At 52.9% G+C, this 14665-nt stretch carries 13 protein-coding genes; 11 read left to right on the plus strand and 2 right to left on the minus strand.

Annotated features, from left to right (window positions below):
* The first annotated feature begins 107 nt into the window (after window positions 1-107).
* Window positions 108-1286 carry an MFS transporter gene (locus OGX99_RS15720; protein WP_151219943.1) on the plus strand — a complete coding sequence of 393 codons (1179 nt, stop codon included), beginning with the start codon at window positions 108-110 and terminating at the stop codon, window positions 1284-1286.
* On the opposite strand, the gene flk is transcribed toward OGX99_RS15720, so the two are convergent.
* Entirely contained in the window at window positions 1283-2284 is a 1002-nt protein-coding gene (flk, locus tag OGX99_RS15725) for a flagella biosynthesis regulator Flk (RefSeq protein ID WP_252837894.1), read from the minus strand. The genes OGX99_RS15720 and flk overlap by 4 nt on opposite strands.
* 108 nt (window positions 2285-2392) lie before the next feature.
* Between flk and pdxB the strand changes: the two genes are divergently transcribed.
* From pdxB to purF, 9 genes are all read left to right on the plus strand, one after another.
* Window positions 2393-3529 (plus strand): 4-phosphoerythronate dehydrogenase PdxB, encoded by a 1137-nt coding sequence (pdxB, locus tag OGX99_RS15730; RefSeq protein WP_286544175.1) that lies wholly within the window; start codon window positions 2393-2395, stop codon window positions 3527-3529.
* 67 nt (window positions 3530-3596) lie between these two features.
* Entirely contained in the window at window positions 3597-4610 is a 1014-nt protein-coding gene (locus tag OGX99_RS15735; protein ID WP_187253472.1) for an aspartate-semialdehyde dehydrogenase, read from the plus strand.
* On the plus strand, window positions 4610-5422 hold the full coding sequence (gene truA, locus OGX99_RS15740; protein WP_151219941.1) for a tRNA pseudouridine(38-40) synthase TruA: 813 nt from the start codon (window positions 4610-4612) through the stop codon (window positions 5420-5422). The genes OGX99_RS15735 and truA overlap by 1 nt, the downstream gene beginning before the upstream one ends.
* A gap of 24 nt (window positions 5423-5446) precedes the next feature.
* Complete coding sequence (locus tag OGX99_RS15745; RefSeq protein ID WP_103770339.1) at window positions 5447-6106, plus strand: DedA family protein; 660 nt, start codon at window positions 5447-5449, stop codon at window positions 6104-6106.
* A 149-nt stretch (window positions 6107-6255) separates the two neighbouring features.
* On the plus strand, window positions 6256-7170 hold the full coding sequence (gene accD, locus OGX99_RS15750) for an acetyl-CoA carboxylase, carboxyltransferase subunit beta (protein WP_210904527.1): 915 nt from the start codon (window positions 6256-6258) through the stop codon (window positions 7168-7170).
* Between the two features lie 192 nt (window positions 7171-7362).
* The gene (gene folC / locus OGX99_RS15755; RefSeq protein WP_151219940.1) at window positions 7363-8631 is read left to right on the plus strand and encodes a bifunctional tetrahydrofolate synthase/dihydrofolate synthase; all 1269 of its coding nucleotides are present in this window, start codon (window positions 7363-7365) and stop codon (window positions 8629-8631) included.
* Window positions 8621-9283 (plus strand): cell division protein DedD, encoded by a 663-nt coding sequence (dedD, locus tag OGX99_RS15760; protein ID WP_252837790.1) that lies wholly within the window; start codon window positions 8621-8623, stop codon window positions 9281-9283. Before folC ends, dedD begins: the two co-directional genes overlap by 11 nt.
* A gap of 220 nt (window positions 9284-9503) precedes the next feature.
* On the plus strand, window positions 9504-9992 hold the full coding sequence (gene cvpA / locus OGX99_RS15765) for a colicin V production protein (protein WP_005129678.1): 489 nt from the start codon (window positions 9504-9506) through the stop codon (window positions 9990-9992).
* A gap of 33 nt (window positions 9993-10025) precedes the next feature.
* Entirely contained in the window at window positions 10026-11543 is a 1518-nt protein-coding gene (purF, locus tag OGX99_RS15770; protein ID WP_005129677.1) for an amidophosphoribosyltransferase, read from the plus strand.
* Between the two features lie 35 nt (window positions 11544-11578).
* On the opposite strand, the gene OGX99_RS15775 is transcribed toward purF, so the two are convergent.
* On the minus strand, window positions 11579-13006 hold the full coding sequence (locus OGX99_RS15775; RefSeq protein ID WP_187253469.1) for a sigma-54 interaction domain-containing protein: 1428 nt from the start codon (window positions 13004-13006) through the stop codon (window positions 11579-11581).
* Window positions 13007-13219: 213 nt separating this feature from the next.
* Between OGX99_RS15775 and dokD the strand changes: the two genes are divergently transcribed.
* On the plus strand, window positions 13220-14617 hold the full coding sequence (gene dokD, locus OGX99_RS15780) for an ornithine/lysine decarboxylase DokD (protein ID WP_151219938.1): 1398 nt from the start codon (window positions 13220-13222) through the stop codon (window positions 14615-14617).
* Window positions 14618-14665 lie beyond the last annotated feature (48 nt).

Consider the following 14665-nt stretch of genomic DNA (forward strand, 5'->3'; position numbering starts at 1 on the left):
CTTGATAATGCGTAAGCGTTTAACGTTATCCAACGCACCTTAATCCTGATAGTCAGGTAGAGGGGGCGTGGACATTCCTCGCCTTACTCTGCATTTTGGAGTAACGCATGACTGCTGTAACCCAACAAGAAAAAACACCTTCGGCGAACTTTTCGCTGTTTCGCATCGCTTTTGCGGTTTTCCTGACCTATATGACGGTCGGTTTACCTTTGCCCGTCATTCCTCTGTTTGTGCACCAGGAACTGGGCTATGGCAATACCATGGTCGGCATCGCCGTCGGCGTACAGTTTCTGGCAACGGTATTAACGCGCGGCTATGCCGGGCGCTTAGCCGATCAATATGGCGCAAAACGTTCGGCGCTACAGGGGATGTTCGCCTGTGCGCTGGCAGGTGCGGCGTGGCTTTTAGCTGCGCTCCTGCCTGTCTCTGTTCCCGTTAAATTTGCATTGTTGATTGTCGGGCGCTTGATCCTGGGTTTTGGCGAAAGCCAACTGCTCACCGGAACGCTGACCTGGGGGCTGGGGCTAGTCGGCCCAACACGCTCCGGTAAGGTGATGTCATGGAACGGAATGGCGATTTACGGCGCGCTGGCCGCCGGTGCACCGTTGGGCCTGTTGATCCACAGCCACTTTGGCTTTGCGGCGCTGGCAGGAACCACGATGCTATTACCACTGCTGGCATGGGCATTCAATGGCACCGTGCGTAAAGTCCCTGCACATGCAGGAGAGCGTCCTTCGCTATGGAGCGTGGTAGGGCTTATCTGGAAACCGGGCCTGGGCCTGGCGCTGCAGGGCGTGGGCTTTGCGGTAATCGGTACATTTATTTCACTCTATTTTGTCAGCAACGGCTGGACGATGGCGGGGTTTACCCTGACCGCGTTTGGCGGGGCGTTTGTGCTGATGCGCATTCTGTTTGGTTGGATGCCGGACCGATTCGGCGGCGTGAAGGTTGCCGTTGTCTCTTTGCTGGTGGAAACCGCAGGACTGATTCTGCTGTGGCAGGCCCCAACAGCCTGGGTTGCACTACTTGGAGCAGCATTAACCGGGGCTGGATGTTCGCTTATTTTCCCGGCATTGGGCGTCGAGGTGGTGAAGCGAGTGCCCGCACAGGTTCGCGGTACGGCGCTGGGCGGTTACGCCGCGTTTCAGGATATCTCCTACGGCGTAAGCGGCCCGGTCGCCGGGGTTCTGGCTACCGCGTACGGTTATCCTTCGGTATTCCTTGCCGGGGCGATATCTGCCGTGGTGGGGATTGTGGTGACGCTGCTGACGCTGCGCAAAAGTTAAGCGACCAGCCAGAAAATAGCTAATGCGATCATCAGCGCAACAAATAGCAGTCCCGGTCGCGCCGACAGTGATTTAACTGTTTCAATCATCGGCGCGAACGGGCTGTAAATGGGCTGCGGATAACGCGGATCGCTGAGCTCGCGTTCGCGTTCCACGCGGCGCAGGAAGATTTGATTGAGCAAGTCCTGCACCTGCACCGTGGTCAGAATCGATTGTGGTTGGATCTGATACGTCTGCTGCGCGTACTCTTTTATTGCTGTCAGCTCATTCGGCTCTAATGGCAGCTTCAGCGCCGCCTGGAGCGTTTGTAGCGTCGGGGCACTTTGCAGGCTGAGCGTCTGGCGCGCCTGTAACCAGGTCACCAGATGCGTAAATTGTTTGGCGGGGATCAGCTCACCGCTTTTTACGCCAGACAACTCCAGCATCGACTGCCAGATCATCTTGCCGGATTCCCCGGTAGCCGCCGCCAGTTTAGTCACCAACTGGTTCAGCGTATTGTGCTCTGCGGGTAATAGCGGTCGGTCGGTGGCCGGGCGCTGCTGCGGCTGCGGTATTGAAAGCTGCCCCTGCTGCAATAGCGTGAGCACGTTCTTTAACTGCTCTGGCGTGAGCTGGCTGAGCGCCGTTTGCCCAAACTGCTGACGGATAAAATCACTCACCGCCTGGCGGTTATTTCCCTGACCAAGTAATTCCGTGAGCTGTGACAGCGCCTGACGATTGGCATGATTTTGCTGAGCAACCTCCAGTCGCTGGTTCAGGTTTTGCTCCGCGGCAGGAAAGTGGCGTGACTGCAATGGCGTGTCACTTTTAACGCCCAGATCGTGCTTCATTCCTGCCCACACCTCGGCGTTTTGCTGCTGGGTGAGCGAAATCAAACGGGTGATTAATCGTTCCAGCACGGTACGTTGTTGCGTGGATAACGGTTGTTCACCCGCAGCGGAAGGGGCATTTTGACCTTCGCCGGGAGGACGGGCGGGCGTACCTGAAATGGGCTGCATCATCTCTGTTCCTTAAATCTGTCCTGACCAGGTCTCGCAGTATGCCTGGCGGCGAGATTATGGCACACTTGCCCGGTTAACTCTCGTTCTCAAACAGGTGCGAAAGACGTGAAAATTCTCGTTGATGAAAATATGCCCTATGCCCGCGAACTGTTCAGTCGTTTGGGGGAGGTCAAAGCGGTTCCTGGCCGTCCGATTCCCGTTGCCGAACTGGATGATGCGGATGCCTTAATGGTGCGCTCGGTGACGAAAGTAAATGAATCACTGCTTAGCGGAAAACCGATTAAATTTGTCGGCACAGCAACCGCAGGCACAGATCATGTGGATGACGCCTGGCTTGCGCAGGCTGGGATCGGTTTTTCCGCCGCGCCCGGTTGTAACGCGATAGCGGTCGTAGAATATGTTTTTTCAGCGTTGCTGATGCTGGCGGAGCGCGACGGCTTCGCGTTACGCGATCGTACCGTGGGTATTGTGGGGGTGGGCAACGTGGGCGGGCGTTTGCAGGCGCGCCTGGAAGCGCTGGGGATCCGCACGTTGCTGTGCGATCCGCCGCGAGCCGATCGCGGTGACGAGGGCGATTTCCGCTCGCTGGACGAACTGGTAGAGCAAGCCGATGTGCTGACTTTCCATACGCCGCTGTTCAAAGACGGACCCTACAAAACGCTGCATCTCGCTGATGACGCACTGATTAGCCGACTGAAGCCGGGTACCATCCTGATCAATGCCTGTCGTGGGCCGGTGATCGACAATACGGCATTGCTGAACCGATTGAATGCCGGGCAGTTGTTGAGTGTCGTGCTTGATGTTTGGGAAGGGGAGCCGGATCTCAACGTGGCATTGCTTGAAAAAGCTGATATCGGCACCGCGCACATTGCTGGATATACCCTGGAAGGAAAAGCGCGAGGCACCACGCAGGTCTTTGAGGCTTATAGCAAGTTTATTGGACACGAACAGCACATTGCGCTTAATACCCTGTTACCTGCGCCGGAGTTTGGTCGTATCACCCTGCATGGTCCGTTAGATCAGCCAACGCTGAAAAGGCTGGCGCATTTAGTGTATGATGTGCGCCGCGATGATGCGCCGCTGCGTAAAGTCGCTGGAATTCTGGGTGAATTTGATAAACTGCGCAAAAATTATCTTGAGCGCCGTGAATGGTCGTCTTTGTATGTGATGTGTGACGACGCAACCGCTGCTGCCTTGTTGTGTAAGCTGGGTTTTAACGCCGTTCATCACCCGGCACATTAATGTCTTCTTAATGCTCCCTGTCGAATAATGCGACAGGGACGCTTACGTATTTCTGGAGTAAATCACCATGTCTGAAGGCTGGAATATTGCCATTCTGGGCGCAACGGGCGCCGTAGGCGAAGCCCTGCTCGATACGCTGGCTGAACGCCAGTTCCCGGTCGGTGAAATTTATGCGCTGGCGCGTAATGAAAGCGCCGGTGAGCATCTGCGTTTTAACGGTAAATCGGTCATTGTTCAGGATGTTGCCGACTTTGACTGGACGCAGGCGCAACTGGCATTTTTTGTTGCAGGCGTTGAAGCCACTGCCGCATGGGTGGAAGAAGCAACCAATGCAGGTTGTCTGGTTATCGACAGCAGTGGCCTGTTTGCGCTCGAGCCGGACGTTCCGCTGGTGGTTCCGGACGTTAATCCGTTCGTGCTGGCGGATTATCGCAACCGGAATGTGATTGCGGTCCCTGACAGCCTGACCAGCCAGTTGCTGTCTGCGCTGAAGCCGCTGATTGATGACGGCGGGCTGTCACGGATTACGGTGACCAACATTATTTCGGCTTCCGCTCACGGTAAAAAAGCCGTAGACGCGCTGGCCGGACAAAGCGCGAAACTGCTTAATGGCATTCCGATTGACGAAGATGATTTCTTTGGTCGTCAGCTGGCGTTCAATATGCTGCCGCTGCTGCCCGATCGCGAAGGCAGCGTGCGGGAAGAGCGTCGTATCGTTGATGAAGTGCGCAAAATTATGCAAGACGACGGTCTGCTGATCTCCGCCAGCATCGTGCAGTCCCCGGTGTTTTATGGCCATGCGCAGATGGTGAATTTTGAAGCCCTGCGTCCATTGGCGGCGGAAGAAGCTCGTGATGCGTTTTCACGCGGCGAAGATGTGGTGTTGTCGGAAGAGACCGATTTCCCGACCCAGGTTGGCGACGCGTCAGGTACTCCGCACCTTTCCATTGGTTGCGTGCATAACGATTACGGCATGCCGGAGCAGGTTCAGTTTTGGTCTGTGGCAGACAACGTACGCTTTGGCGGTGCGTTGATGGCGGTGAAAATTGCGGAAAAACTGGTGCAGGAGTACCTGTACTAATGTCTGACCTGCAACAGCCGTCAACCCATAAAATTGCGCTGGGCATTGAGTACGACGGCAGCAAATATTATGGCTGGCAGCGCCAGAACGAAGTGCGTAGTGTTCAGGAAAAACTGGAAAAAGCGCTCTCTCAGGTGGCGAATGAACGTATTAATGTTTTTTGTGCAGGTCGCACGGATGCGGGCGTTCATGGCACTGGGCAGGTCGTGCATTTTGAAACCACTGCTCAGCGTAAAGATGCGGCCTGGACACTGGGGGTAAATGCGAATTTACCTGGTGACATCGCCGTGCGCTGGGTGAAAGCTGTACCTGATGATTTTCATGCCAGATTTAGCGCTACGGCTCGCCGTTATCGCTACATCATCTACAATCATCGGTTGCGCCCTGCGGTTTTGGGTAAAGGGGTAACCCATTATTATGAACCGCTGGACGCTGAGCGTATGCATCGTGCAGCCCAGTGTCTGATTGGCGAAAATGATTTTACCTCGTTCCGTGCGGTACAGTGCCAGTCGCGCACACCGTGGCGTAACGTGATGCACATTAACGTCGAACGTTTCGGTGCATATGTGGTGGTGGATATTAAAGCGAATGCCTTTGTACATCATATGGTCAGGAATATTGTCGGCAGCCTGATGGAAGTAGGTGCCCACAACCAGCCGGAGAGCTGGATAGCAGAACTGTTAGCGGCGAAGGACAGAACGCTGGCAGCGGCAACGGCGAAAGCGGAAGGACTGTATCTGGTTGCAGTAGATTACCCGGAACGGTTCGACCTGCCAAAACCGCCTATGGGCCCGCTATTTCTGGCGGACTAATTTGAGTCGTATAAAGGCAAAACTATGGACCTGATTTACTTTCTTATTGATTTTATCCTGCACATTGATGTGCACCTGGCGGAGCTGGTCGCGGAATACGGTATCTGGGTATACGCGATTCTGTTTCTGATCCTGTTCTGTGAAACCGGGCTGGTGGTGACGCCGTTCCTGCCGGGAGACTCGCTGCTGTTTGTTGCTGGTGCGCTTTCTGCGCTGCCAACTAACGATCTTAATGTTCATCTGATGGTGGTATTGATGATTGTGGCGGCGATCGTGGGCGATGCGGTGAACTACACGATTGGCCGGTTGTTCGGTGAAAAACTATTTAGCAACCCGAACTCCAAAATTTTCCGTCGCAGCTATTTGGATAAAACCCATGCGTTCTATGAGCGTCATGGTGGTAAAACCATTATTCTTGCGCGTTTCGTACCCATCGTACGGACATTTGCGCCGTTTGTTGCCGGTATGGGGCACATGTCCTACCGTCATTTTGCGATGTATAACGTCGCAGGCGCGCTGCTGTGGGTCTTGCTGTTTACCTATGCAGGTTATCTGTTCGGCGATCTGCCGATCGTTCAGGAAAACCTGAAATTACTGATTGTGGCGATTATTGTCCTTTCCGTATTGCCGGGCGTAATTGAAGTGATTCGCCATAAGCGTGCTGCGTCACGGGCTGCAAAATAGAAAGTAACTCAGCGGTTCGACCACTTTTTTATCCAAAGTTTCGGGCTGTTATGTTTTAATGTGCAACATTCATGGTCTGTTAGGGGCAAAAATGGCATTATGCGCCCCTTATAACAAAGCTGACTAGGGTTCAGGCAGAAAGGTCACCAATGAGCTGGATTGAACGAATTAAAAGCAACATTACTCCCACCCGCAAGGCAAGCATTCCTGAAGGGGTGTGGACCAAGTGTGATAGCTGCGGTCAGGTTTTATACCGTGCTGAGCTGGAACGTAATCTTGAGGTCTGTCCGAAGTGTGACCATCATATGCGCATGTCGGCGCGCAATCGCCTGCATAGCCTGTTAGATGAAGGTTCTCTTGTGGAACTGGGTAGCGAACTTGAGCCGAAAGATGTGCTGAAGTTTCGTGACTCCAAAAAGTACAAAGACAGACTGGCCTCTGCGCAGAAAGAAACCGGCGAGAAAGATGCGCTGGTGGTAATGAAAGGCACGCTGCATGGTATGCCGGTCGTTGCTGCGGCATTCGAGTTCGCGTTTATGGGCGGCTCCATGGGCTCTGTGGTCGGCGCGCGTTTTGTCCGTGCCGTCGAACAGGCGCTGGAAGATAACTGTCCGCTGATCTGCTTCTCCGCTTCTGGCGGGGCGCGTATGCAGGAAGCACTGATGTCTCTGATGCAGATGGCAAAAACCTCTGCCGCGCTGGCGAAAATGCAGGAACGCGGTTTACCGTATATTTCTGTACTGACCGACCCAACGATGGGCGGTGTTTCCGCAAGCTTCGCAATGCTGGGCGATCTCAATATTGCCGAACCGAAAGCACTGATTGGTTTTGCGGGTCCGCGTGTTATCGAGCAAACCGTACGTGAGAAACTGCCGCCGGGATTCCAGCGCAGCGAGTTCCTGATTGAAAAAGGCGCTATCGATATGATTGTCCGCCGTCCGGAAATGCGCCTGAAACTGGCAAGCATTCTGGCGAAGCTGATGAATCTTCCTGCGCCGAATCCGGATGAGCCGCGTGACGGCGAGGTGGTACCTCCGGTACCCGATCAGGAATCAGAGGCCTGATAACTTACTCTATGAATTTCGAGTTGCAGGAAGGCGGCAAGAGAGTGAACCCCGATGAGCTTGCGCTGGCAAGTGATTCGGGTGAGCGAGAGCAGCCAATACACCTGCAGCTTGAAGGACGACGAGTAAAAAAGGGCAGGGCCAACTGGCGCTGCCTTTTGCTTTTTTCTACGTAATAAAATTACAGGCATCATGGACAATAAACGTATTCCTCAAGCCGCGTCGCCCCTGGCGTCGTGGCTTTCTTATCTGGAAAACCTGCACAGTAAAACCATCGATCTGGGCCTTGAGCGTGTAAGCCAGGTGGCGCGCAAACTGGGTGTGTTGAAACCCGCGCCATTTGTGTTTACGGTGGCAGGAACCAACGGAAAAGGCACGACCTGTCGTACGCTGGAATCTGTGCTGACCGCAGCAGGCTATAAAGTCGGGGTCTACAGTTCGCCGCATCTGGTGCGCTACACGGAACGCGTGCGCGTGCAGGGGCGTGAACTGTCGGAATCAGCGCATACCGCATCGTTTGCTGAGATCGAAGACGCGCGTGGCGACATTTCTCTGACCTACTTTGAATACGGTACGCTATCAGCGCTCTGGTTGTTTAAACAGGCGCAATTGGATGTCGTTATTCTGGAAGTGGGGCTGGGCGGGCGTCTTGATGCCACCAATATCGTTGATGCTGATGTGGCTGTGATCACTAGTATTGCGCTTGATCATACCGACTGGCTGGGCCCGGATCGTGAAAGCATTGGTCGTGAGAAAGCGGGAATTTTCCGCGCAGAGAAACCGGCTATCGTTGGCGAACCGGAAATGCCTTACACCATCGCGGATGTCGCGCAAGAGTGCGGGGCAATTTTGCAACGCTGCAGCGTGGACTGGCGCTATGCGGTAACTGAGAACGACTGGTCGTTTACGGATAATCACGGAACGTTGGCGCATCTGCCGTTGCCACAGGTTCCCCAACCTAACGCTGCTACCGCACTGGCCGCGCTGCGCGCAAGCGGGCTAAAAGTCAGCGAGCAGGCCATTCGTGACGGCATCAAACACGCGATTTTGCCCGGACGCTTCCAGATTGTGAGCGAGTCGCCGCGAGTGATTTTCGATGTTGCCCATAACCCACATGCGGCGGAATATCTGACCGGACGTCTGAAAAAGTTAGTGAAAAGCGGGCGTGTACTTGCGGTTATCGGTATGCTACATGATAAAGACATTGCCGGTACGTTAGCCTGGTTAAAAAGCGTGGTTGACGTTTGGTACTGTGCGCCCCTGGAAGGGCCGCGTGGCGCAACGGCAGAACAATTGCTGGAGCATCTGGGCAAAGGCAACGCCTATGACAGCGTGGCGCAGGCATGGTCTGCGGCACTGGCTGAGGCGAAGCCTGAAGATACCGTGTTGGTGTGTGGATCGTTTCACACTGTCGCACATGTCATGGAAGTAATAGACGTGGGGAGAAGCGGTGGCGAGTAAGTTTCAGAATCGATTAGTCGGCACAATTGTGCTGGTCGCGCTGGGAGTGATTGTGCTCCCCGGGTTGCTTGACGGGCAGAAAAAGCATTATCAGGATGAGTTTGCGGCGATCCCTCTGGTGCCGAAACCCGGCGATCGCGATGAACCAGACATGATGCCTGCGGCAACGCAGGCGCTGCCGACCCAGCCGCCGGAAGGGGCGGCAGAAGAGGTGCGTGCGGGTGATGCTGCCGCGCCATCCTTAGATCCTTCACGTTTGACGACGGCCAACAGCGCAGAGTTGGATCCTGTCCCTGCGCCCGTAGAGCAGCCGAAGCCTAAACCGAAGCCGCAGCCTGTTGCCGTCGCTCCGACGCCTGCACCGGCCCCAGCACCTAAACCGGCCGCTGAAGAACCGTCAGCGCCAACTGGCAAGGCGTACGTCGTACAGCTCGGGGCGCTGAAAAATGCGGATAAGGTCAATGAGATCGTGGGTAAACTTCGTGGCGCGGGCTTCCGGGTATATACTTCCCCGTCAACGCCGGTGCAGGGTAAAATAACCCGCATTCTCGTCGGGCCGGACGCCTCCAAAGATAAGCTGAAGAGCTCGCTGGGCGAGCTGCAGAAGCTCTCTGGTCTGAGTGGCGTCGTGATGGGGTACACCCCTAATTAAGGGATTGCGCTATTTACGGCGCAGCTCTTATTCAGGCCGGATACGGTGTTTTCACCGCTATCCGGCAGTGCCCGAAGAGGCATAAAACGGTATGGCGTTGAAGATTTTTTCAGCGCCATTTTTATTTACGCGTGGAAAGGAAATCCCTACGCAAACGTTTTCTTTTTCTGTTAGAATGCGCCCCGAACAGGACGACAGGGCGTAAAATCGTGGGACACATATGGTCTGGATTGATTACGCCATTATCGCGGTGATTGGTTTTTCCTGTCTGGTTAGCCTGATCCGTGGCTTTGTTCGTGAAGCATTATCGTTGGTGACTTGGGGTTGTGCTTTCTTTGTCGCCAGCCATTACTACACTTACCTGTCTGTCTGGTTTACGGGCTTTGAAGACGAACTGGTTCGAAATGGGATTGCTATCGCGATACTGTTCATCGCGACACTTATCGTCGGCGCTATCGTTAACTTTGTGATAGGCCAACTGGTAGAGAAAACAGGTCTGTCGGGAACCGACAGAGTGTTGGGGATCTGCTTCGGTGCTCTGCGCGGAGCGCTGATTGTCGCCGCCATCTTGTTCTTTCTCGATACGTTTACCGGTCTGTCGAAAAGTGAAGACTGGAGTAAGTCGCAGCTGATCCCGCAGTTCAGTTTCATCATCAGATGGTTCTTTGACTATCTGCAAAGCTCGTCAAGTTTCTTGCCCAAAGTATAAACTTTGGGTTGTTGCTGAACGAGGAAAAGACGTATGTGCGGTATTGTCGGTATCGCCGGTGTTATGCCGGTAAACCAGTCGATTTATGACGCGTTAACGGTGCTCCAGCATCGTGGCCAGGATGCCGCTGGCATCATCACCATTGATGCCAACAACTGCTTCCGCTTGCGTAAAGCGAACGGAATGGTGAGCGACATTTTTGAAGCGCGCCACATGCAGCGTTTGCAGGGCAACATGGGCATCGGTCATGTGCGTTACCCAACGGCTGGCAGCTCCAGCGCCTCCGAGGCTCAACCTTTCTATGTCAACTCACCGTATGGCATCACGCTTGCCCACAATGGCAACCTGACCAACGCGCATGAGCTGCGTAAAAAGCTGTTTGAAGAAAAGCGCCGCCACATCAATACCACTTCAGATTCAGAAATTCTGCTGAATATTTTCGCCAGTGAGCTGGATAACTTCCGCCACTACCCGCTGGAAGCCGATAATATTTTTGCCGCTATTGCGGCAACCAACCGCCAGATCCGCGGTGCCTATGCCTGCGTGGCGATGATTATCGGTCACGGTATGGTTGCCTTCCGCGATCCGAACGGCATCCGTCCGCTGGTGCTGGGTAAACGTGATATTGGCGATGGTCGTACCGAGTACATGGTGGCCTCCGAGAGCGTAGCGCTGGATACGCTGGGCTTTGAATTCCTGCGTGACGTAGCTCCTGGCGAAGCGGTCTATATCACCGAAAAAGGTCAGCTGTTTACCCGGCAGTGTGCGGATAACCCAGTCAGCAATCCGTGCCTGTTCGAGTATGTTTACTTTGCACGTCCTGACTCTTTTATCGACAAGATTTCCGTCTACAGCGCCCGTGTAAACATGGGTACCAAGCTTGGCGAAAAAATTGCTCGTGAGTGGGAAGATCTGGACATCGACGTAGTGATCCCGATTCCGGAAACCTCGTGCGATATCGCGCTGGAAATTGCCCGCATTCTCGGTAAGCCGTACCGTCAGGGTTTTGTGAAAAACCGCTACGTGGGCCGTACCTTTATCATGCCGGGCCAGCAGCTGCGCCGTAAATCCGTGCGCCGTAAGCTGAACGCCAACCGTGCGGAATTCCGTGATAAAAACGTGCTGCTGGTGGATGACTCTATTGTACGCGGTACCACCTCTGAACAGATTATCGAGATGGCGCGTGAAGCCGGAGCGAAGAAGGTGTATCTGGCCTCTGCTGCCCCGGAAATTCGCTTCCCGAACGTTTATGGTATTGATATGCCTACGGCGACGGAGCTGATTGCACATGGTCGCGAAGTGGACGAGATTCGCCAGATAATTGGCGCAGATGGTCTTATCTTCCAGGATCTGAACGATCTGATTGAAGCCGTTCGCGCTGAGAACCCGGATATTCAGCAGTTTGAATGTTCAGTGTTTAACGGTGTGTACGTCACCAAAGATGTCGACCAGCAATATCTCGATTTCCTCGACTCCCTGCGTAACGACGACGCCAAAGCGATTTTGCGTCAGAACGAAGCGGAAAACCTTGAGATGCACAACGAAGGTTAATGATATCGCCAGCGGCAAAATGTCGCTGGCTTTCATCAGTCACTAACTACGCCGAAGCGAATAGCGTATTTCTGTACCTTGTATTGCAGCGTCGTTCGAGAAATATTGAGACTGCGTGCCGCAGCGGCAATATTTCCCTGACAGGTATTTAGTGCCGTTTCAATCAGACTTTTTTCGAACCTGGCTACCTGTACATCAAGGGAGCCATCTCCCTCAGACTCCGCGCGTACTGGGCGGCTGACAACGGTTGGGATATCCGTAACCCCTAAGCTTAATTCTTCCTCTTCAAAGACAATTTTTTTTAGCATTCCGTCGTTTTCTTGCATAATCATGCTGCGCACGATGGCATTTTCCAGCATCCTGACATTGCCGGGCCAGGTATGATGTAACAAGGCAATACGTGCGGCTTCGCTCAGACCATGTATATCTTGCGGCACATCATTACGGTATTTATCGATGAAATAATTAGCCAGTAGCGCAATATCTTCCGGACGTTTGCGTAAAGGCGGAAGGGTGAGCATACCCACATTCAGACGATAAAACAGATCTGCGCGTAGCTTACCTGTTTGAATCAGCCGTGCGGGCGTTTCATTCATTGCCGCAACGATACGTACATCAGAATGGATCTGCTGTTGACCGCCCAGCCGCCAGAACGTTTTATCCTGGAGAAAACGCAGGAGCTTACTTTGCATCTCAATGGGCATCGCGTTTAGTTCATCCAGAAAGAGCGTTCCTCCGTTGGCCAGTTCCAGATACCCCTGACTATTTTCTGCTCCGGTGTACGCACCGCGGACAGTACCAAAAAGTGTACTTTCGATGAGCGTCGGCGGGAGTGCGCCGCAGTTCAGGGCAATAAAAGGCTTGTCAGCGCGTTTACTACATTGATGGATGAGACGAGAAAAAAGCTCTTTACCGGTTCCTGTTTCGCCAACGATAGTCACTGGAATATTGCTGGCTGCCAGACGTTTTGCCTTCGCAATGTTGTGCAGCATTTCCGCATTCTCAGTAATGATTGCGTGGTGTTTTTCATGGCGATCGGCATAGAGCAGATGGTTTAGTTCAACAACCTGCTCCTGCAGCCGCCTGACGCCGGACATATTCCTGCCAATTTCAATCACGCCAATCATACTGCCATCGCTTGACCAGAGCGGGGCGGTGGTATGTTGATAATCTACCGCCTGGCCGCGTGCGTTATAGTAAATCTGGTAGTGTCCAATATATTCCACGCCCTTCTTCAATGATGAAAGCATGGTGCTTTGCGTCTCTTTCATGCTCGGATAGACGTCCAGCATATGTTTTCCTAATGCCTGCTCAATGCTATATCCATCCAGATCCGCGCTTTCCTGGTTGTAGTAGACATACTCGCCACGTTCATTGATCACCGCCAGGGGTTGGTGGATGAGGTCGAAGAAGCGGGAGAATATTTTAAGTGCTGCAGCCAGCTCTTTGTTGGTCGAAGCCATAGCCGGATTCCTTCTTTTCCTGTTTTTCACTGCATCATTATAGAGATGACGAATTTTCGTCGTTTTGATGAATAACATGCTAAGTGACAAAAAATATAATTCGCTATTATTTATAACATATTGATTTTTAATAAATAAAAACATGGCATGCCTGTTGCTATATATCCATCAAATGAATGTGGATTCTTGTGATGAAAATAAGCAGAGGATGTTATGACTGATTCGATTATTCAAAACTACAACCAGTTACGTGAGCAGGTGATAAAGAACGATCGCCGTTTCCAGCAAAAAGAGGGGCACTTGTGTTTTGAAGGCGTGGATCTGGATGCGTTAGCACGCAAGTATCCTACCCCGTTCTATGTGTTCTCTGAGTCAGAGATCATTCGTAATATCAACGAAATTCAGCAGGCGTTCGCTGCCCACAAAAACACTAAAACTTTTTTTGCTTCTAAAACCTGTTCAGTAATGGGCGTTCTTCAGGCCATTCGTGACGCAGGAATTTGTGCAGAGGCAAATTCGCAGTATGAAGTGCGTAAATGCCTGGAAATTGGCTTTCGTGGCGATCAGATCGTTTTTAACGGCGTAGTGAAAAAACCTGCAGATCTGGAATATGCCATTGCCAACGATCTGTACCTGATCAACGTCGACAGCCTATATGAACTGGATCATATCGACGCGATCTCCCGTAAATTGAAGAAAGTTGCCAATGTCTGCGTGCGCGTGGAACCCAACGTTCCTTCTGCGACACATGCAGAGCTGGTGACGGCTTTTCACGCTAAATCGGGGCTGGATCTGGAGCAAGCGGAAGAAACCTGTCGGCGGATTTTGGAAATGCCTTATGTCCATCTGCGCGGATTGCACATGCATGTGGGCGACCAGGTGCCGGAGTCGGAACCGTTTGCCAAAGCGACAAAAGTGCTGGTGGATGAATCCCGACGCCTGGAAGAGGTTCTGGGCATTAAATTTGATCTTATCAACGTAGGCGGCGGTATCCCTGTGCCCTACAAATATGATGAAGAGAATGGTGATCCGCTGAAAGACAACATGTATGCCGGGATAACGGCGCAGGACTTTGCTGATGCGGTTATTCGTGAAGTTCATAAATGGCGTACGGATGTGGAGATCTGCATTGAGCCTGGGCGTAAAGTGACCGGTTCGGCTGCGGTCCTGTTAACCGAAGTTGCCTGTGAAAAACGTAAAACGAACTACGACCTGAACGGCAATGTGGAATGTCATGTTGAATGGAAATTTGTTGATGCTGGATACAGCGTGCTGTCAGACAGCCAGCATTTTGACTGGTTCTTCTACGTCTACAACGTCTCCAGAATGACCGATGCTCACGATGCGTGGATCAAACTCGCCGGACCGCTGTGTGATGGCGGTGACTATTTCCATATGGGCGTGAAGGGGGAAGAGTTCCTGATGCCGCAGAACACGCAAATCGGCGATATCGTCGCGTTTCTGGATGCGGGCGCTTATACCATCGAAAGCCAAACCGTGTATAACAACCGCCCACGCTCAGCTGTTGTGATGATAGACAAAGAGGGTAAAGACCGCTTAATCCGTCGGGAAGACAGTTACGAAGATATGGTCAAGTACGACATTTATTAAATCTCATTTTGGGACTCCGGCAGCGGCTGGAGTCCGTGAGTCAGGTGA

It is taken from the genome of Citrobacter sp. Cu096, assembly GCF_030332285.1.
GTDB classification, from domain to species: Bacteria; Pseudomonadota; Gammaproteobacteria; order Enterobacterales; family Enterobacteriaceae; genus Citrobacter; species Citrobacter meridianamericanus.

Excerpts from the sequence above, each read along its gene's own strand:
- OGX99_RS15720 (WP_151219943.1), top strand. The coding sequence starts at position 108 with ATGACTGCTGTAACCCAACAAGAAAAAACACCTTCGGCGAACTTTTCG.
- flk (WP_252837894.1), bottom strand. The coding sequence starts at position 2,284 with ATGCAGCCCATTTCAGGTACGCCCGCCCGTCCTCCCGGCGAAGGTCAA.
- OGX99_RS15735 (WP_187253472.1), top strand. The coding sequence starts at position 3,597 with ATGTCTGAAGGCTGGAATATTGCCATTCTGGGCGCAACGGGCGCCGTA.
- truA (WP_151219941.1), top strand. The coding sequence starts at position 4,610 with ATGTCTGACCTGCAACAGCCGTCAACCCATAAAATTGCGCTGGGCATT.
- OGX99_RS15745 (WP_103770339.1), top strand. The coding sequence starts at position 5,447 with ATGGACCTGATTTACTTTCTTATTGATTTTATCCTGCACATTGATGTG.
- accD (WP_210904527.1), top strand. The coding sequence starts at position 6,256 with ATGAGCTGGATTGAACGAATTAAAAGCAACATTACTCCCACCCGCAAG.
- folC (WP_151219940.1), top strand. The coding sequence starts at position 7,363 with ATGGACAATAAACGTATTCCTCAAGCCGCGTCGCCCCTGGCGTCGTGG.
- cvpA (WP_005129678.1), top strand. The coding sequence starts at position 9,504 with ATGGTCTGGATTGATTACGCCATTATCGCGGTGATTGGTTTTTCCTGT.
- purF (WP_005129677.1), top strand. The coding sequence starts at position 10,026 with ATGTGCGGTATTGTCGGTATCGCCGGTGTTATGCCGGTAAACCAGTCG.
- OGX99_RS15775 (WP_187253469.1), bottom strand. The coding sequence starts at position 13,006 with ATGGCTTCGACCAACAAAGAGCTGGCTGCAGCACTTAAAATATTCTCC.
- dokD (WP_151219938.1), top strand. The coding sequence starts at position 13,220 with ATGACTGATTCGATTATTCAAAACTACAACCAGTTACGTGAGCAGGTG.